Source organism: Paenibacillus sp. FSL R7-269, assembly GCF_000517865.1.
Lineage (GTDB): Bacteria > Bacillota > Bacilli > Paenibacillales > Paenibacillaceae > Paenibacillus_AQ.
On the sequence record NZ_ASPS01000013.1, the window covers coordinates 46957 to 65449 of the forward strand.

Annotated in this window: 27 protein-coding genes; 25 read left to right on the forward strand and 2 right to left on the reverse strand. The window is 48.9% G+C overall.

Going from position 1 to position 18493, the window contains the following annotated elements:
* Positions 1–73: 73 nt before the first annotated feature.
* From rplR to C162_RS06085, 21 genes are all read left to right on the forward strand, one after another.
* Positions 74–442 (forward strand): 50S ribosomal protein L18, encoded by a 369-nt coding sequence (rplR, locus tag C162_RS05985; RefSeq protein WP_036692407.1) that lies wholly within the window; start codon positions 74–76, stop codon positions 440–442.
* A 26-nt stretch (positions 443–468) separates the two neighbouring features.
* The gene (gene rpsE / locus C162_RS05990; RefSeq protein ID WP_036652980.1) at positions 469–966 is read left to right on the forward strand and encodes a 30S ribosomal protein S5; all 498 of its coding nucleotides are present in this window, start codon (positions 469–471) and stop codon (positions 964–966) included.
* A 13-nt stretch (positions 967–979) separates the two neighbouring features.
* On the forward strand, positions 980–1165 hold the full coding sequence (gene rpmD, locus C162_RS05995) for a 50S ribosomal protein L30 (RefSeq protein ID WP_019908243.1): 186 nt from the start codon (positions 980–982) through the stop codon (positions 1163–1165).
* A gap of 41 nt (positions 1166–1206) precedes the next feature.
* The gene (rplO, locus tag C162_RS06000; protein WP_036692409.1) at positions 1207–1647 is read left to right on the forward strand and encodes a 50S ribosomal protein L15; all 441 of its coding nucleotides are present in this window, start codon (positions 1207–1209) and stop codon (positions 1645–1647) included.
* Positions 1647–2945: a preprotein translocase subunit SecY gene (secY, locus tag C162_RS06005; protein WP_036692411.1), complete on the forward strand. Its 1299-nt coding sequence runs from the start codon at positions 1647–1649 to the stop codon at positions 2943–2945. The genes rplO and secY overlap by 1 nt, the downstream gene beginning before the upstream one ends.
* 98 nt (positions 2946–3043) lie before the next feature.
* Entirely contained in the window at positions 3044–3688 is a 645-nt protein-coding gene (locus tag C162_RS06010; protein ID WP_036692413.1) for an adenylate kinase, read from the forward strand.
* A 4-nt stretch (positions 3689–3692) separates the two neighbouring features.
* Positions 3693–4445 (forward strand): type I methionyl aminopeptidase, encoded by a 753-nt coding sequence (gene map, locus C162_RS06015; RefSeq protein WP_036692416.1) that lies wholly within the window; start codon positions 3693–3695, stop codon positions 4443–4445.
* 11 nt (positions 4446–4456) lie between these two features.
* A complete protein-coding gene (locus C162_RS06020) occupies positions 4457–4765 on the forward strand; it encodes a KOW domain-containing RNA-binding protein (RefSeq protein WP_036692417.1) in 309 nt (102 codons plus the stop codon).
* Between the two features lie 2 nt (positions 4766–4767).
* The gene (gene infA / locus C162_RS06025) at positions 4768–4983 is read left to right on the forward strand and encodes a translation initiation factor IF-1 (protein WP_018753971.1); all 216 of its coding nucleotides are present in this window, start codon (positions 4768–4770) and stop codon (positions 4981–4983) included.
* Between the two features lie 53 nt (positions 4984–5036).
* Complete coding sequence (gene rpmJ / locus C162_RS06030) at positions 5037–5150, forward strand: 50S ribosomal protein L36 (protein ID WP_026688601.1); 114 nt, start codon at positions 5037–5039, stop codon at positions 5148–5150.
* Between the two features lie 19 nt (positions 5151–5169).
* Positions 5170–5538, forward strand: coding sequence for a 30S ribosomal protein S13 (gene rpsM, locus C162_RS06035; RefSeq protein ID WP_036692419.1), 369 nt, complete (start codon positions 5170–5172; stop codon positions 5536–5538).
* 19 nt (positions 5539–5557) lie between these two features.
* Positions 5558–5953 carry a 30S ribosomal protein S11 gene (gene rpsK / locus C162_RS06040; RefSeq protein ID WP_020427052.1) on the forward strand — a complete coding sequence of 132 codons (396 nt, stop codon included), beginning with the start codon at positions 5558–5560 and terminating at the stop codon, positions 5951–5953.
* A gap of 131 nt (positions 5954–6084) precedes the next feature.
* Entirely contained in the window at positions 6085–7029 is a 945-nt protein-coding gene (locus C162_RS06045; protein ID WP_036692422.1) for a DNA-directed RNA polymerase subunit alpha, read from the forward strand.
* Positions 7030–7071: 42 nt separating this feature from the next.
* Entirely contained in the window at positions 7072–7437 is a 366-nt protein-coding gene (rplQ, locus tag C162_RS06050; RefSeq protein WP_019908254.1) for a 50S ribosomal protein L17, read from the forward strand.
* A gap of 179 nt (positions 7438–7616) precedes the next feature.
* Positions 7617–8390, forward strand: a complete 774-nt coding sequence (gene truA / locus C162_RS06055) for a tRNA pseudouridine(38-40) synthase TruA (protein ID WP_036692427.1) — start codon at positions 7617–7619, stop codon at positions 8388–8390.
* A gap of 238 nt (positions 8391–8628) precedes the next feature.
* Entirely contained in the window at positions 8629–9066 is a 438-nt protein-coding gene (gene rplM, locus C162_RS06060; RefSeq protein ID WP_036692430.1) for a 50S ribosomal protein L13, read from the forward strand.
* Between the two features lie 20 nt (positions 9067–9086).
* On the forward strand, positions 9087–9479 hold the full coding sequence (gene rpsI / locus C162_RS06065; protein ID WP_036692433.1) for a 30S ribosomal protein S9: 393 nt from the start codon (positions 9087–9089) through the stop codon (positions 9477–9479).
* Positions 9480–9695: 216 nt separating this feature from the next.
* Positions 9696–10388 (forward strand): phosphoadenylyl-sulfate reductase, encoded by a 693-nt coding sequence (locus tag C162_RS06070; RefSeq protein ID WP_036692435.1) that lies wholly within the window; start codon positions 9696–9698, stop codon positions 10386–10388.
* A 116-nt stretch (positions 10389–10504) separates the two neighbouring features.
* The gene (gene sat, locus C162_RS06075) at positions 10505–11680 is read left to right on the forward strand and encodes a sulfate adenylyltransferase (protein WP_036692439.1); all 1176 of its coding nucleotides are present in this window, start codon (positions 10505–10507) and stop codon (positions 11678–11680) included.
* 72 nt (positions 11681–11752) lie between these two features.
* The gene (gene cwlD, locus C162_RS06080) at positions 11753–12499 is read left to right on the forward strand and encodes an N-acetylmuramoyl-L-alanine amidase CwlD (RefSeq protein WP_036692442.1); all 747 of its coding nucleotides are present in this window, start codon (positions 11753–11755) and stop codon (positions 12497–12499) included.
* Between the two features lie 94 nt (positions 12500–12593).
* A complete protein-coding gene (locus C162_RS06085) occupies positions 12594–13703 on the forward strand; it encodes an Mrp/NBP35 family ATP-binding protein (protein ID WP_036692453.1) in 1110 nt (369 codons plus the stop codon).
* A 72-nt stretch (positions 13704–13775) separates the two neighbouring features.
* Here C162_RS06085 and gerD read toward each other — a convergent pair whose 3' ends face one another.
* Positions 13776–14474 (reverse strand): spore germination lipoprotein GerD, encoded by a 699-nt coding sequence (gene gerD / locus C162_RS06090; protein WP_051493272.1) that lies wholly within the window; start codon positions 14472–14474, stop codon positions 13776–13778.
* A 127-nt stretch (positions 14475–14601) separates the two neighbouring features.
* On the opposite strand from gerD, the gene C162_RS06095 reads away from it, so the two are divergent.
* Together C162_RS06095 and C162_RS06100 are read left to right on the forward strand one after the other, a co-directional pair.
* Positions 14602–15192, forward strand: a complete 591-nt coding sequence (locus C162_RS06095; protein WP_036692457.1) for a KinB-signaling pathway activation protein — start codon at positions 14602–14604, stop codon at positions 15190–15192.
* 134 nt (positions 15193–15326) lie between these two features.
* The gene (locus tag C162_RS06100) at positions 15327–16148 is read left to right on the forward strand and encodes a PPK2 family polyphosphate kinase (protein ID WP_036692444.1); all 822 of its coding nucleotides are present in this window, start codon (positions 15327–15329) and stop codon (positions 16146–16148) included.
* 21 nt (positions 16149–16169) lie between these two features.
* Here C162_RS06100 and pdaB read toward each other — a convergent pair whose 3' ends face one another.
* Positions 16170–16973, reverse strand: a complete 804-nt coding sequence (gene pdaB, locus C162_RS06105; RefSeq protein WP_036692446.1) for a polysaccharide deacetylase family sporulation protein PdaB — start codon at positions 16971–16973, stop codon at positions 16170–16172.
* Positions 16974–17106: 133 nt separating this feature from the next.
* Here pdaB and C162_RS06110 point away from each other — a divergent pair, with 133 nt between their 5' ends.
* Positions 17107–17718, forward strand: coding sequence for a stage II sporulation protein M (locus C162_RS06110; protein WP_036692448.1), 612 nt, complete (start codon positions 17107–17109; stop codon positions 17716–17718).
* A 235-nt stretch (positions 17719–17953) separates the two neighbouring features.
* Positions 17954–18184, forward strand: a complete 231-nt coding sequence (locus C162_RS06115) for a hypothetical protein (protein ID WP_036692450.1) — start codon at positions 17954–17956, stop codon at positions 18182–18184.
* The last annotated feature ends 309 nt before the right edge of the window (positions 18185–18493 follow it).

Consider the following 18493-nt stretch of genomic DNA (forward strand, 5'->3'; position numbering starts at 1 on the left):
TTAATTGTAAGATACCCCGTGCATCTTAAAGTGAAGCTGTTTACGGCAAACTGAAGGGAGTGAAAGGGAAGTCATGATTACAAAAGAGGATAAAAACAAGGCTCGTCTCAAAAGACACCTGCGTGTTCGTAAGAAGATCCAGGGTACAACTGAGCGTCCACGTTTGAATGTGTTCCGTTCTTCGAAACACATCTACGCTCAACTGATCGATGATGTGACAGGCGTTACTATCGTATCTGCCTCCACACTTGATAAGGAATTGAGTGCTACAATCGGAAATGGCGGCAGCGTTGAAGCTGCAAGCAAAGTGGGTCAATTGATCGCTGAGCGCGCTAAAGAAAAGGGTTATGCAGTGGTTGTATTTGACCGCGGTGGATACTTGTACCATGGACGGATTCAGGCTCTGGCTAGCGCAGCTCGCGAAGCTGGTCTTGAATTCTAGAATATTTCTAAAAGGAGGTTAACGACTTGCGTGTAGATCCGAACAGTTTAGAACTGACAGAAAGAGTTGTACACATCAACCGTGTTGCAAAAGTTGTAAAAGGCGGACGCCGTTTCAGCTTTAGTGCACTTGTTGTTGTGGGCGACGGCAACGGCTACGTTGGTGCTGGTATCGGTAAAGCCGGCGAAGTTCCGGATGCCATCCGTAAAGGCATTGAAGACGCCAAGAAAAACCTGATCCACATTCCAATCGTAGGAACTTCGATTCCTCACCTGGTTACTGGACATTTCGGCGCAGGACGCGTTCTGCTGAAACCAGCATCCGAAGGTACCGGCGTTATCGCTGGTGGACCGGTTCGTGCGGTGCTTGAATTGGCAGGCGTTGGCGATATCTTGACAAAATCTTTGGGTTCTTCGAATTCCATGAATATGGTCAATGCTACTTTAGAGGGTCTTTCCCGTCTGAAGCGCATTGAAGAGGTCGCGAAGCTTCGCGGCAAATCTGTCGAAGAATTACGCGGTTAAGGAGGGAACGTCAATGGCTAAATTGCAAATTACCCTCGTACGCAGTGTAATTGGACGTCCAGAAACACAACGTGTTACTGTTAAGACGCTCGGCCTGCGCAAAACCAACTCGTCCGTGGTTCACAACGACACTCCTGCAATTCGCGGAATGATCAACAAAGTGAGCCACTTGCTGTCCGTTACTGAAATTGAAGGCTAAAAAGCCTCGCATAAATTAACAAACATAAGGAGGTGCAAACGATGAAGTTACATGAACTTGCTCCAGCTCCTGGATCACGGAAAGAACGCAACCGCGTTGGTCGTGGACCAAGTAGCGGTAACGGTAAAACTTCGGGCCGTGGTCACAAAGGTCAAAACTCCCGTTCCGGCGGTGGTGTACGTCCAGGCTTCGAGGGTGGACAAAACCCACTCTATCGTCGTCTGCCTAAACGTGGTTTCGTCAATCCTACCCGTAAAGAGTACGCGATTGTGAACCTGGAAGATCTGAATAGCTTTGCAGAAGGAACAGAAGTAACTCCTGAGCTTTTGCTTGAAACTGGTGTTGTCAGCAACACTAAGAGCGGCATCAAGATTCTCGGCAACGGTGAACTGGCTGTTAAATTGACTGTCAAAGCAAATAAGTTCTCTCAATCTGCGGTAGAGAAAATCGAAGCTGCCGGCGGTAAAACCGAGGTGATCTAATGTTCAAGACGCTTAAGAATATATGGCATGTTGAAGATTTGCGCAAAAAGATCCTGTTCACCCTGTTCGTTCTGATCATTTACCGCATCGGTTCGTTTGTACCGGTTCCCGGTGTGAACAAAGAAGTACTGGAATCAGCAAATCAGGGCGGAGACGCTTTGATGGGTCTTTTGAACACCTTCTCGGGCGGAGCGCTCAAAAACTTCTCGATTTTTGCGATCAGCATTTACCCGTATATCACAGCATCCATCATAGTACAATTGCTTTCGATGGATGTTGTTCCTAAGTTTGCCGAATGGGCTAAGCAAGGGGAACACGGGAAAAAGCAGCTGGCGCAAATTACGCGTTACGGCACAGTTGTGCTAGGTTTGATTCAAGCGTTTGCCACATCTATCGGGTTTAACCGGATTTATGGCACTGAGATGATTCCAAATGCAACCTTTGCGGATTACCTGCTTATTGCGATCATATTGACGGCAGGTACATCATTCTTGATGTGGTTAGGTGAGCAGATCACTGAAAAGGGTATAGGAAACGGGATTTCGATCCTGATTTTTGCGGGAATCGTCGCCGCCTTTCCGGGATATATCACCACTACGGCGCAATCAAGCTTCATCCAGCCGGGTCAGATGTTCCTGAATATTCTTAAAGTCGTTATTGTAATGATCGTGGTTGTAGCGATTATTGTCGGGGTGATCTTTGTTCAACAAGGTATCCGTAAAATCCCTGTACAATATGCCAAGCGCGTAGTCGGTAACAAAATGTACGGTGGACAGAATACGCACATTCCGCTTAAAATTAATGCGGCTGGTGTAATTCCTGTTATCTTCGCCGTTTCGCTGCTTCAATTCCCGGTCGTTTTATCGAGCTTCTGGTCCACCCACACTTGGGCTAAATGGGTCTCGGCCAATCTGGATCATACCAAGCCGCTCGGCATGCTGCTGTATGTAGTCATGATCATCGGATTCACGTTCTTCTATACGTTTGTTCAGATGAACCCGCAGCAAATGGCTGACAATATGAAAAAGAATGGCGGATACATTCCAGGTATACGTCCAGGTAAGGCTACTGAGAAATATCTGACTAGAGTAATGTCGCGTCTGACCATGTCCGGTGCGCTGTTCCTGTCATTAATCTCTGTACTGCCAGTATTATTTGGATCGTTGTCCGGGTTACCGAAGCAAGTACAGATTGGTGGTACGGCACTGCTGATCGTTATCGGTGTTGCACTGGATACCATGAAGCAGATCGAGAGCCAATTGATCAAACGCCATTACAAAGGCTTCATCAATAAATAGGCGATAGGTTCCGGAGAAGTACCTAAGGTTCTAAACTTCCCGGTACCTATTGTGCTGTTTCTTGCTTGGTGGCGAACTTTTGGGGGGAGAAGAGAATCGTGAACATTTTATTCATGGGCCCTCCTGGGGCAGGCAAGGGAACACAAGCCGCAGTTGTTGTTAAAGAACTTGGTATTCCGCATATTTCGACCGGTGATGCTTTTCGCTTGGCAATCAAGCAGGGAACACCGATCGGGCTGAAGGCTAAATCTTACATCGATGAAGGTTTGCTTGTACCTGATGATGTGACTATTGGAATCGTCGAAGAACGGCTGCAGCAGTCCGATTGCGAAAAAGGTTTTTTATTGGATGGCTTTCCAAGAACCCTTTCGCAAGCGGAAGCGCTGGGAGAAATCCTCAGCCGGCTTGGAACTTCACTGGATCACGTTGTTAACTTGAATGTGGACCGCGGACTGCTGATGGCGCGTCTTACCGGACGCCGGATCTGCTCAGTATGCGGAACATCCTACCATTTGATTTTCAACCCGCCGAAGCAAGAAGGCGTCTGCGACATTGATGGCGGAGAATTGTATCAGCGTCCGGATGACAACGAAGAAAGTGTAGGCAAGCGTCTGGATGAGTATGATAACAAGACAGCGCCGCTGCTTGCATTTTATGACGATAAAGGTCTTGTGCGTCAGGTAAACGGAGAAAACGAAATCAATGTCGTTTCTTCTGAAATCGTATCTATGCTGCGGGGTTAATGTAATGATCATTTGCAAATCCGAACAGGAACTTGTCTTTATGAGGGAAGCTGGTCGAATTGTTGCCGAGAGTCACCGTCTTATTGCTGAAGCTATCCAGCCAGGCATTACTACCGGTGAGCTCGACAGAATCGCCGATGGGTACATTCGCAGTCAGGGTGCTGTGCCGTCTTTCAAAGGCTACAACGGTTTTCCTGCCAGCATTTGCGCTTCAGTCAACGAACAATTGGTGCATGGATTTCCAGGGAAACGCAAACTGGTAGAAGGCGACATCGTTACGCTGGATATCGGTGCAGAGTACCGTGGTTATCACGGTGATTCCGCCTGGACTTACGGGGTGGGCAGCATTTCCGAAGAGGCTCAGCATCTGCTGGATGTCACGGAAGGCTCCCTGTACGCTGGACTGGCGTTAGTCAAACCGGATGTGCGCTTGTTTACAATCTCCCATGCAATTCAAGCATACATTGAAGACGCCGGGTTCTCCGTTGTCCGCGAGTATGTTGGTCATGGCATTGGGGCAGAACTGCATGAAGAACCGCAAATTCCGAACTATGGCATAGCGGACCGTGGACCACGTCTAAAGCCGGGTATGGTACTCGCCATTGAGCCGATGGTTAACGCGGGAGAACGTTATGTCAGAACGCTGGATGATAACTGGACGGTCGTTACGGTAGACGGTTCACTGTGTGCTCATTTCGAGCATACAGTAGCAGTTACACCGGACGGCATGGAGATTTTCACAAAACTGAATGCGTAGGTGATCTTCACGTGAATACTGGGAGCAGCCCGCAGATTGGTCAAATTGTGAGGATTCTCAAAGGCAAGGATGCCGGAGAGGCTGCCGTTGTTATCGCAGTTGTGGATAGCAGATTTGTATATATTGCTGATGGGGACAAACGTAAGTTTGACAGCCCAAAGAAGAAGAATATTCAGCACCTGGAGCTCATACCCTTCATCAGCAGTGAGATTGTAGACAGTTTGGAAGAAACCGGCCGGGTCACCAACGGAAAGCTGCGGTTTGCAGTGATGAAGTATGGCGAGCCCCCTGGACAAAGTGCTAATGAGAAAGGAGACTAACTGTGGCTAAGGAAGACGTCATTGAGGTAGAAGGAACGGTTATTGAGCCGTTGCCTAACGCAACTTTTAAGGTTGAGCTTGAGAACGGTCATCAAATACTTGCCCATGTGTCCGGGAAATTGCGGATGCACTTTATCCGTATTCTAACCGGAGACAAAGTGGTCGTGCAGTTATCGCCTTATGATCTATCAAAAGGCCGTATAACTTACCGGAAATAGATGGGAACTACAACAAAAGTTTTGCTTCGCAAAACTTTGAGGAGGTAATTAACATGAAGGTAAGACCTTCTGTAAAGCCCATGTGCGAAAAATGCAAAGTCATCCGCCGCAAAGGGACTGTTATGGTAATTTGCGAAAATCCGAAACACAAACAAAAACAAGGTTAAGAAGGGGGTGTAGCGTAAAATGGCTCGTATAGCTGGAGTGGATTTGCCACGTGATAAGCGCGTTGAGATCGCCTTGACTTATATTTTCGGAATCGGTAAAACGACTTCCCAGAAAATTCTTAATGGAACAGGCATTGACGTTAACACACGTGTCCGTGATTTGACGGAAGATGAAGTCAGCAAACTGCGTGAAACGATCGACAAAGAGGTTAAGGTTGAAGGTGACCTTCGTCGTGAAATTTCCTTGAATATTAAGCGTCTTACTGAGATCGGCTGTTACCGCGGTGTTCGTCACCGTCGTGGATTGCCTGTTCGCGGTCAACGTACCAAAACCAATGCTCGTACCCGTAAAGGCCCGCGTCGTACTGTAGCAAACAAAAAGAAATAAGAAGAGGTGATAAGAGACAATGGCTAAACCGAAAAAAGTCGTACGTACGAAACGTCGCGACCGGAAAAATATCGAGTCTGGCGTGGCACATATCCGTTCCACGTTCAATAACACTATCGTTACGATCACGGATCCCCACGGAAATGCAATTTCCTGGGCAAGCTCCGGTGGTCAAGGATTCAAAGGTTCCCGTAAATCGACTCCATTTGCAGCGCAAATGGCAGCCGAAACAGCTGCTAAGGCAGCTATGGAACACGGCATGAAGTCCGTTGAAGTTATGGTTAAAGGACCGGGCGCGGGCCGCGAAGCAGCCATCCGTTCCCTTCAGGCCGCTGGTCTTGAAGTAAACCTCATTAAAGACGTTACTCCAGTTCCTCACAATGGATGCCGTCCGCCGAAGCGTCGCCGCGTTTAGTACAATCAGAATTGTGATTGTGGTATAATTCTGACGCATCTGCTAATAATAGGTGTTTAGGCATACTACATGATACACCTGATGGGGTGACTGTTTCATATAGGAGCGACGTTTGAAGGAGGGGTACACTCGTGATAGAAATCGAAAAGCCGAAGATTGAGACCGTAGAAGCCAATGATGATGGGACCTATGGGAAATTCGTAGTTGAACCGCTGGAACGTGGATATGGCACGACTCTGGGGAACTCGCTTCGCCGGATTCTGCTTTCCTCCCTTCCGGGAGCCGCAGTGACTTCGGTCCAAATTGACGGCGTTCTGCATGAGTTCTCGACCGTTCCCGGCGTAATGGAAGATGTGACGGAAATCATCCTGAACCTTAAAGCTCTTTCTCTGAAGATTCATTCGGATGAAGAGAAAGTGTTCGAGATTGATGCTGAAGGAGAAGGCATCGTTACCGCAGGTGATATCCGTGCGGACAGCGATGTTGAGATCCTGAACCCGGATCTTCATATTGCAACGCTGGGACCTGGCGCGAGACTGCACATGCGCATTTTTGCAGGCCGTGGTCGCGGCTACGTCCAAGCGGACCGGAACAAACGCGACGATCAGCCAATTGGTGTAATTCCAGTTGACTCTATCTACACTCCTATTTCACGTGTGAATTACGGTATTGATAATACCCGTGTTGGTCAAGTGACTAACTACGACAAGTTGACGCTGGAAATTTGGACAGATGGCAGTATCCGACCGGAAGAAGCCGTTAGCCTTGGAGCCAAAATTTTGAACGAGCACCTCGTTCTGTTCGTAGGACTTACGGATGAAGCGAAAGACGCCGAAATTATGGTTGAAAAAGAAGAAGACAAAAAAGAAAAAGTACTTGAGATGACTATCGAGGAGCTTGATCTTTCTGTCCGTTCCTATAACTGCCTCAAACGTGCCGGTATTAATACCGTGCAAGAGCTGACTACGAAAACTGAAGAAGATATGATGAAGGTTCGTAACTTGGGCCGCAAATCTTTGGAAGAGGTTCAAGAGAAGCTTGAGGAACTTGGTTTAGGACTTCGTACAGAAGAATAGGACCCCGGAGTTCTTGAGACTTGAGTGAAGGAGGGAAAACAAATGGCATACCAAAAATTGGGCCGTGATTCCAGCGCGCGTAAAGCTTTGTTCCGCGATATGGTAACGGATCTGTTCCTATACGAACGTATTCAGACAACAGAAGCCAAAGCGAAGGAAGTTCGTTCCATCGCTGAGAAACTGATCACTAAAGCGAAAAAGGGCGATCTTCATGCTCGCCGTCAAGTAGCTGCATTTGTTCGTCGTGAGACTGTAGATGGTGAACAAGATGCAATCCAAAAATTATTCTCTGATATTGCTCCTCGTTACACAGAGCGTCCAGGCGGATACACTCGTATCCTGAAGCTGGGACCTCGCCGTGGCGATGCTGCGCCTATGGTTTATCTTGAACTGGTAGACCGCGCGTAGTTTCACAAGCCATGATTTCCGGATGTACGCTTTACGTATTTAACGTTATTGTACTGCAGGGCATATTACCCTGCCGTGCAAATAACCGCGGGAATCACCTTGTATAGAGTAGAAGGAGCTCCCGCCGGGGCTCTTTTTTTTGAGAATAAATTAAGTATATGGACCAACAGGAGAATGAAATGCGCAATCTATTGATGAAAGTCAATTATGACGGTACCCATTATGATGGCTTTCAGACCCAGCCTCAGGGCAATACGATTCAGGACAAGCTGGAGCATGCTATTCAGCATCTGACCGGTGAGACGCTCAAAATCACGGGCTCAGGACGGACTGATGCGGGGGTGCACGCTTATGGCCAACCTTTTAACTTCATAACCTCCTCCCAGATTCCACTGGAGCGCTGGTGTCTGGCTCTGAATGCCAGGCTGCCGCAGGACATCGTGGTTACAGAGGCCGCTGAAGTTCCGCTCTCGTTCCACTCCCGTAGAGGGGCGAAGCGTAAAACCTACCGGTACACGATTAACGGCAACCGATTCCCGGACCCGTTCCAGCGGCGCTGGCAGCATCATCATCCGATGAAGCTGAACGTTCCTGCGATGGAGATGGGGCTAAGCTCGCTGCTGGGTACCCATGATTACACCTCGTTTGCCTCCAGGAAGTCCACCAAGACTTCTCATGTGCGGACTATTTACGAGGCTTATCTTGAGGTAGACCGCAGCATGTGCCGCCCGGGCTCTCCTGACCAGGGAGTAATCCATACCTATATTACAGGCAGTGGCTTTCTGCAGCATATGGTACGCATTATTATGGGGACGCTGATGCAGGTGGGGCAAGGTAAAATCAGCGCAGATAGAATGCCTGCAATTCTCGCGGCTTGTGATCGTGCAGCGGCCGGACCTACGGCTGTGTCTAAGGGGCTGGCACTCTGGAGTGTGGAATATGACGAGATGTAGGACTGAACGGCCGGTACTATATTTTTTTATGAAAATTAGTACTGAATGTTTAAAAATCGCTTGCGCTTGTCATGTTTATACTGTAATATAAAAGTTGTGTTTTCTTGATGGCTATCCCACAGCCCCGATCAAGGAAATGCCAATAAATAAGTTTTTTAACTCACTAAATTGTAATTCAATCGCGAAACAAGATATACGAAACAGATGATTTTCGTACGAGAACAAGGAGGAAACATTCATGCGCACCACCTACATGGCGAAGCCGAACGAAGTTGAACGCAATTGGCACATCATTGATGCCGAAGGCAAAACACTTGGCCGTTTGGCAAGCGAAGCCGCTGCTCTGATCCGCGGCAAACACAAACCGCAATTCACTCCACACGTTGATACTGGTGATTTCGTAATTGTTATCAACGCTGAGAAGATTCACCTCACAGGTAAGAAAATGCAAAACAAGAAATACTACCGTCACTCGATGCACCCAGGCGGCTTGAAGGTTACTGTTGCTGAAGACCTGATCAAGACCAAACCTGAGCGTATGATTGAATTCGCAGTTCATGGCATGATTCCTAAGACTCGTCAAGGTAATCACATGAAACTGAGACTTAAAGTATATGCAGGCGCTGAACATCCACATGCAGCACAAAAACCTGAAGTTTACGAACTTCGCGGATAAGAATAAAGGAGGACAGTTTCATGGCACAAGTACAATACTATGGGACAGGTCGTCGTAAACATTCGGTAGCACGTGTTCGCCTTGTACCGGGTGAAGGACGCATTGTCATTAACAAACGTGAGATGGACGAATATTTCGGTGTTGAAACACTGAAAATGATCGTAAGACAACCTTTGAACCTGACTGAAACTCTGGGCAGCTACGATGTAATCGTACTTGCACATGGTGGCGGCATTTCCGGTCAAGCTGGCGCAATCCGTCACGGGATTTCCCGTGCATTGCTCAAAGTAGACCCTGAATATCGCGGTACGCTGAAGAAAGCCGGATTCCTGACACGTGACCCACGTATGAAGGAACGTAAGAAATACGGCCTCAAAGCTGCTCGTCGCGCTCCACAGTTCTCGAAACGTTAAGATCCCTTGTTCTCAAGGAATGGAAGCTCCTGGCCTTTATGGTCGGGAGCTTTTTTTGTTATTCTCCTGATATCCAAGTATTTACGATACTTTATTCCAAATTGAACAAAACCCATTGACTTCGCTGCTCAAACGGATATACTATATCTTATAGAATTAGTCGGGATTAACCTCTTAGGTTTCGATCTTGACGATATCCGGATGGAGGAAACTTAGATGAACCTGCTCGAGAAAGAGGATTTAATCAAAGTGAAGGCGGAAGAGCTGGAGCATGCTGCTCCGGAAGAGATTATCCGCTGGGCGGTGGAGACCTTTCCGAATATAACCTTTGCCTGCAGCTTCGGGGCGGAGGATGTGGTGCTGGTGGATATGATTCAGAAGGTGAGTCCATCGACAGATGTGTTCTATTTAGATACGGATTATCATTTCAAGGAAACCTATGAGACTAGAGATATTATGGCTGACAAGTACGGGATGGAATTCGTCCGGGTGTCTCCGCAGATTACGGTGGAGGAGCAAGCCTTGCAGTATGGGGAGGCACTATGGAATACAGACCCTAACCAGTGCTGCGCGATTCGTAAGGTTGAACCGCTAACCCGTATTCTCTCACAATACGACGCCTGGATTACCGGAATTCGCCGGGACCAGGCTCCTACCCGAGCCAATTCGAAGAAGATAGAATATGATAATAAGTTCGGGCTGGTCAAATTCAATCCGATTGCGAACTGGACTACTGAGGATGTGTGGAATTATATCCGTGAGAATGATGTAATCTACAATCCGCTGCATGACCGCAATTTCCCGAGTATCGGCTGTGAGCAATGCACCCGGGCTGTTATGCCTGGTGAAGATCCGCGTGCCGGCAGATGGTCCGGTTCGGACAAGACAGAATGTGGATTGCACAAATAAGATACGCTTAAATAAGTTTCGCCCAGATATGATCACTAATCACTAATTTATCCGCACTAAGTTACCAGCACTGTATACAGCAGTGCACAGGCACTGCACAGGAGGAGAGAATAGGGATGACTTCAATACTTCCTCATGGAGGAACACTGATCCGGCGTATCGCAGACGGAAAAGAGAGAGAAGAACTGCTGAAGCAAGCTTTAGCCCATCAATCGATTGCCCTTAATACTTGGACCTTATCTGATTTGGATTTAATTGGTGTAGGTGCCTTATCACCGCTCACCGGATTCTTGAACGAAGAGGATTATCACTCGGTAGTGAGCAATATGCGGCTGGCTAACGGTACGGTATGGAGTATACCGGTTACACTGGCTGTCGGTGACGAGCTTGCGGCAACTCTTAAGACAGGCGACAGGGTTTCTCTAATCGGTGAAGACGACGGTGTTATCTACGGTTTGCTGGATATTGAGAGTATTTATACGGTCGATCAGCAGGTTGAAGCGCAGAATGTGTTCAAAACAACCGATCCCGCACATCCCGGAGTCAGCAAACTGCTGTCCCGGCCGGCGACCTATGTAGGCGGACCTATAACGGTACTGAACCGCCCGCAGCCGGAGAAATTCGCTGAATTCTATTTTGACCCCGCCGAGACCCGTCGGATCTTCGCAGATAAGGGCTGGAGAACGGTTGTAGGCTTCCAGACGCGTAACCCGGTACATCGTGCCCATGAGTATATCCAGAAATGCGCTATGGAGGTTGTAGACGCCCTGTTCCTCAATCCCCTGGTAGGTGAGACCAAGTCGGATGATGTCCCGGCCAACGTGCGGATGAAGAGTTATCTGGCCTTGTTGGAGAATTATTATCCGGAGAACCGTACTTTCCTAGGCGTCTTCCCGGCAGCAATGCGTTATGCGGGCCCGCGTGAAGCCATCTTCCATGCCATGGTGCGTAAGAATTACGGCTGTACACACTTCATTGTCGGGCGTGATCATGCAGGTGTGGGAGATTATTACGGTACGTATGAAGCGCAGGAGATCTTTGCTAACTTCACCGCCGAGGAGCTTGGGATTACACCGCTATTCTTCGAACATAGCTTCTTCTGTGTGAAGTGCGGCAATATGGCCTCCAGCAAAACCTGTCCGCACCCGGCCGACCAGCACCTGACGCTTTCGGGTACGAAGGTACGGGCACTGCTGCGTGACGGACAATGTCCGCCTCCTGAGTTCACACGCCCCGAGGTGGCGCAAATTCTGATTGAAGGAATGTCACCGGAAGTCTCTGTAAACTCCTAAACAGCCGGTACTATTTGGCCCTCTTGTCCCATATAGATGAGTAGAATCTATCGGGACGAGGGGGTCTTTGTTATGTCTGGAGGGCAGAAGCGTAAAGTCTCGGTCTGGATCTCTTGGCGCGGCATCAAAAAAAGTATCCTGGCCGCTGTGCTGCTCACTATAATGATCGGAATCATCGCCTACGACATGCCGACTGCCAAGACGGTCAATTATTGGAGCTTGCCGCTCTCCGGCAAGGTGATTGCCATTGATGCAGGTCACGGGGGACCGGATGGGGGAGCAGTGAGCCGCTCAGGCCTGATTGAGAAGGATATCAATCTCTCCGTGTCGCTGTACTTGCGCGATTATTTGCAGCAGGCTGGGGCGATTGTGGTGATGACCCGTGAAGGGGATTATGATCTGGCCCAAGGCAGTACCAAGGGATACGCAAGGCGCAAGACGGAGGATCTCAAGCAGCGGGTGCGGAGCATTGAAGAGAAGGGGGCAGATCTGTTTGTCAGCGTACATATGAACAGTATTCCTTCCAACCGCTGGAGCGGGGCTCAGACCTTCTATTATCCAAGCAACGATGGGAACAAGGCCTTGGCCGGGCTGGTACAGGATGAGCTGAGGGCTACACTTGAGAATACGGACCGTGTGGCGAAGACAGCGAGTACCATTTATTTGTTAAAGGTGTTAAAGATGCCGTCCGTGCTCGTTGAGGTAGGCTTCCTGTCACACCCTCAGGAGTCCTTGCTCCTTGGGGATGATCTGTACCAGCGGAAGGTGGCGACCAGCATCTACCGGGGCATCCTGCGGTACAGCTCCGAGAAGCCATAGAGGCATAGGGGGGACTACTCTTCCCTCCGGGGGTAATGCTATAATGGGTACAAATACCGGGGCTTACCGCCGGATAGGAACAGAGGTGCTTTCCATGCAGACCAGGGAACAAATTCAGGAACTTTTACAGCCGCTTACAGACCCGGAATCCGGAAAAAGCCTGATCGATTTACAGTTAATCCGCGATATCATGATCAAGGAGGACCGTATTTCGTTATCCATCGTATGTCTGGATTCGGACGAGAAGAAGCGGATGGAGCTGGAACAGAAGGTTCGTGATCTCCTTACGGAGGGCGGGGCAGAACAGATTCATATCCGCCTGCGTGATGCCACCGACTATGAACGGGCTACGCTTCGCGGAGAAGGCGGCGGGGACGAGCCGGATTCAGATCAAGAGGGGAAGCTCAAAGGACACGCAGCGGGTCTTGAGGGGCATGAGCTGATTAACGAGAACTCAGGGGTGAACTTCATCGCGATCGCCAGCGGCAAGGGCGGGGTCGGGAAATCAACAGTAACCGTGAATCTGGCGGTGGCGCTGGCCCGCAAGGGTAAGAGAGTCGGCCTGATCGATGCAGATATTTACGGCTTCAGCATCCCGGACATGATGGGAATTGAAGAAGGGCCGATTGTGGAAGAAGGAACGATTATTCCGGTAGAGCGCTTCGGCGTGAAGGTCATGTCGATGGGCTTCTTCATCCGGGAGAATAGTCCGGTCATCTGGAGAGGACCCATGCTTGGCAAAATGCTGCGCCAGTTCTTCAGTGATGTCGGCTGGGGAGAGCTGGATTACCTGCTGCTGGATCTGCCGCCAGGTACGGGTGATGTGGCCCTAGATGTCCACCAGATGCTGCCGCACAGCAAGGAGATCATTGTCACTACCCCGCATGCTACAGCTGCCTTTGTGGCGGCGAGGGCGGGCTCTATGGCACTGCAGACCGAGCATGAGATTCTTGGCGTCATTGAGAATATGGCGTACTACGAATGCTCTTCCTGCGGCAAAAAGGATTACATCTTCGGCAGAGGCGGCGGAGCCCGCCTGGCGGAAACGCTGCATACAGAGCTGCTGGCCCAAGTACCGCTGGGTGCCCCGGACAACCATATTTCCGAGCCGGACTTCTCACCGTCAGTATATAAGGCGGATACGGCTACCGGAGTACTGTTTGCAGACATTGCAGACAAGCTGATTGCCAAGTACGAGCAATAATCACCCTTTGACCTTGCTAGCACATAAACAAATAAGGCCATGTCCCTTCCACGGGGCAAGGCCTTATTTTAGTTAAGAACCCGAACCGGAGTCGTCTCCGCCATCCTGCTTCTGACTGTCCCCGCCCTGCTTGTCCTCCCCGCCGCCTTTCCCTGCATCTTTTTTCTCAACCTTGGGCTGCAATTCATCCTGGACCACGGATTTGAGAAGAGTAAGTACTTCCATACGGAATAGCGGGTTCTGCATGGCCTCCTGCATAATCGTCATGGACTGCTTGCGGTAATCTGGAGTCTTGGTAAGGTCGAGGAACATTTTCGTCATCTCGGGCGACTTCATAATTTCTCCAACTGACTTCTGATAAGTGGGGTCTTTGATTAATTGAAGATGAAGTTCCTTACTCTCTTTGTTAATCGCTTTGGCAAAATCTCCGGCAAACTGCGGGTCAGTCATGATTTTTTCGATTTCCTTCTGATACTCCGGTGCGGTGAGGGTATCTTTAACAGCGATCCGGATCTCCTCAGTTGTCTGCATAGGCATCATCTTCATGCTTAGGCCGCTGGCGGCGCTGCCCCCCTCTGAGCTTGGAGTAGACAAGGCCTCCTCTACAGCCTTTTTCCCTTCATCGCTTTTTAATATATCAACAACCATCGTCTTCATTTCCTTATATCCGCCTTGTCCCGAAGAAGAACTGCTCTGTTCGCCCCCGCAGGCCGTCAAGGTGATCATCAAGCCAAGTGTCAAGCCTCCAGACCAGATAGCCCTCCATTTCATTGGCGCTGCCCTCCTTTATAGAATTACTGCTTGTAGTATGCCGCGCCAGGGAACATTTATGTTGAAGCGGAATGGTTTTTTGACGGTAACCTTGGTAAAATAAATCTGACACGGGGAGGTGAAAGCGCTGAGCTTGAGAAAATGGTTTTATTTGTTCTGGACCACGCTTTTGATTGGTGCAGGCGGGGCTGTCATTGCTGGACTTGCTCTGCAGATAGGGAATGGCGGTATAGAGTTTAAAGGCACTGCCGATCTTCTCCTGTACTCCCTGATTCTTTTGGGCTACGGAGTGCTTGTAAGCGTATACGCCCAGCTCGGATTTTTTGCATATCTGATCCTCAACTATACGGGCATCGGGGTGTTCCCGCGCAAGGCGTGGCGTTACATACAACTGGTGTTGGCCGTGCTGGCGCTGTTTGAGCTGATGTTTCTGCGCACCTTTGTCAGCGGAGACCAGAGCGCCCGGACGGATTTGACGCTAGGCGTAGCTATTTTGTTCACTGCTCTTATTGTATCTTGGCTCAAAATACGCAGTACGAACGCGTCAGCCTGGGTCCCGACCTTTTTCTTCATGACAGCCATCACTATAGTGGAGATTATCGGTGTGCTGCGGATCGGCGTGGACAGCGCCACCATCTTTATTCTTGTACCGCTTGTCGCCTGTAATGCCTTCCAGATTCTGATGCTGCACCGTGTACTTAAGCTGGCCTCAATCTGACTATAGCAATCATGCTCAAAACCCCGCCCCTGTGTATAGAACCAGGGAGACGGGGTTTTGGCATTGCCTGTAGGGAGCGGTTAGAATGAAGATGAAGAGGTTAATCTTAAAGAACAGAGTGGAGGAGGGAATATATGAACATCAAGCGCTATATGATAAAAGACACAAGTGAAACACGCCTGAAGGACCTCGATCCTAATGAACGTGGAGACTTCAAATCCAAAGAAGAAGCCGAAGCCAAAATGGAGAAGCTGAAGGAACGGCTGGTCAAACTGCAGGATATCCTTTTTGCACAGAAAAAGCATTCGCTGCTGGTTATCCTTCAAGGAATGGATTCAAGCGGCAAGGACGGAACCGTCAAACACATCTTCTCCGGCATCAATCCGCAAGGGTTCATCGTAACCAGCTTCAAGAAGCCCTCTCTGGAGGAGGAAGCGCACGATTTCCTGTGGAGAGTCCATATGAAGACCCCGCCTAAAGGCTATATTGCCGCATTCAACCGTTCGCATTATGAGGATGTGCTGGTGCCCCGCGTGCATGGCGGTCTTAGCAAGGAGGATGCCAAGCGGCGGTTCCGCTACATCCGCCAGTTCGAGGAGATGCTGGCGGAAGAGGGAACGACGGTCATTAAGCTCTTTCTGCATATCTCCAAGGAGAAGCAGCTGGAGAAGATTAAGGAGCGGCTTGAAGATCCGGCGAAGCACTGGAAATTCGATGCCAGTGATCTGCAGGAACGGGAATACTGGGACGATTATCAGAAGGCGTATGAGGATGTTTTCCAGGAGAGCAGTATAGATAAGGCTCCGTGGTATTGGATTCCGGCGAATCACCGCTGGTACCGCAACTATCTGGCCCTCAAGATTGTTGTCAAAACGCTGGAGGGGCTTGACCTGAGCTACCCGAAGCTGAATACACCGACGCCAGATATTTCACAGCTGATCTCACCGCGTCACTGATGCCATGCAGTGGTAAGGGAGTTACATTCCTGCAGCGTCTTCCAGGCCATTATCCAACAAGGCGGAATCGCGGACTTCCTTGCCGTTTGCACTACTTTGGCTAATTAGCTCCGAGACGGTTACGAACTCATACCCCTGGCTGCGCAGCTTATCAATAATCTGAGGCAGGGCTTCATGCGTTTGTTTGCAGGAGTCGCTGGCATGCAGCAGCACAATATCTCCAGGATGGGCTTTGCTCGTTACACGGTTAACGATGTTATCTACACCGATGTTCTTCCAGTCCAGTGAGTCCGTGTCCCATTGAATGACTTTATAGCCGAGATCGGTTGCCACCTGCAGGACTCTTTTGTCAAAATCACCGTTAGGCATTCTGATCAGGTTGGGCTGAGAACCGGTTAGCTCCGTCAATACTGTATGGGCCGTACTGATCTGCGTGCGGATTTCATCATTGCTTAGTGTACTGTAGTTCACATGCTTGTGACCGTGGCTGCCAATCTCAAACCCGGCGTCTTTGATGCTTGTAACGATCTCAGGATGGGTTTTGCTCCAAGGTGAGGACAGGAAGAATGTCGCTTTATCCACCTTTTTGTCTTCCAGCACCTTCAGAATCGGCTCAGGCCGTTTCTCTCCCCAACTGATATCGAAGGTTAAGGCGATCAGCTTCTTTTCCGTCGGCACACTGTAAATGGCAGAAGGGGCAGCTTCAGAGAATACGGTGATATTGCCCCTCTCCACATAGACAACGCCGGCGGTAAGAAGCGCAGCAGCAAAAATGTACAGAAACCGTTTGATCTTTTTGCCGCTAAATACATAAAAAGAATTCATAATGTCAGCGCTCCTCTCCCATGCGAAATGCTTGTTTGTTCTAAATGTATGCTCGTACAGGGCGCTTATGACCTCAGATATGAATCAATCCATACGAATTGCAATTCGGCAGAATCCAAATCAGGAGGTACGCATGTTATCTTTTAATACATTTATCAAGGATCTAAGGACGATTCGCACCGCGCTCCTAATGGCCACAATCCTGTTCATAGCGGGGGGGATATTGGGCTGGGTCGGCACTGGTAGTCTTCAGCAGCTGCTGAATGAGCAATTGAAGGGGATCAGTAAGATTAGCGGGAACCTTAGAGAGTCGTCCAATCCGCAGTGGAGCTTTTTTGTATTCATTTTTTTGAACAATAGCATCAAAAGCGTAGTCATCATTTATCTGGGTGCCTTATTCGGCCTCTTGCCTGCGTTCTTTCTGTTGATCAACGGTGCCGTTATCGGCTATCTGATTCATTTGTCCGCGATACAGGGACAGGATCTGTTCACGCTTATTGTAAAAGGGCTGCTGCCGCACGGCATTATTGAGATTCCAGCCATCATCATTGCCTGCGCCTTTGGGCTGAAGTTCGGCAGTAATGTGCTCTCTGCACTCTTTGGAGCGATGAAGCGGAGCGGAGAAAGGGCAGTGAACTGGCAGGCCTTTATGCGGCAGACCTTCACCGCTTCAGTCTGGATCGTGATTCTGTTATTTGTTGCGGCAATCATCGAGAGCACAATTACATTTTGGCTTTTATCATAAAATCCTGGGGAATTGTGCATAACAGTAAAGCCGAAACATTTGGATCAGCTGCCAGGTTAAATAAAGAGAGTCCATGAATGGGATTTTCTTATGATAATGGTTATAGGTTCAATACTCCGGTTAATTTAGTGTAAGCACTTCAATAGAGCTTCCCGCATCAAATGGCTTTTGAGTGAGATGAAACGGCGTTTGATGATTTTGGATAACTATGAATTTCATGAAGGAGGCCAAGCATATGCTCGGAATGTTATTCAATGAGAAGGAATGCAAGGAGCTGGACTATGTTTTGCGCAAAGAGCTGGATGAGATGCTACTGGATATGAGTGACCAGCGTTTAGATCAGAACATTAGGCATGCGATTGCCAATCGATATAAAACAGTTTTCCGTATGTATGCACGATTTGCTCCACAGAAAGAGCTGTCTAAGTATGCGTGGGGTGGACGTTCTTCTCAGTTCAAGCATTAGGTTTGGAGCGGGCTGATAAACGGAATAAATAAAATGAATGGAATAGCTTGACGAAAAGGGAGCCGACATGATACATTATATCTCGCGCTCCTTTTGAATGTTTAAAGAGAAGACGCAGGCAAGAAATAATGAAAAATAATTTTTTCAAAAAAAGCTTGCCAAACAACTTAACACTATGATATATTATGAAGGTCGCCGCTGAGATGCGGTGAAGAGCTAAAATGAGACATTGATCTTTGAAAACTGAACAACGAGTGAGTGGGAAATCACTTCGGTGAGATCCAAAAAAGAGAATGTAAATTCTCGTCA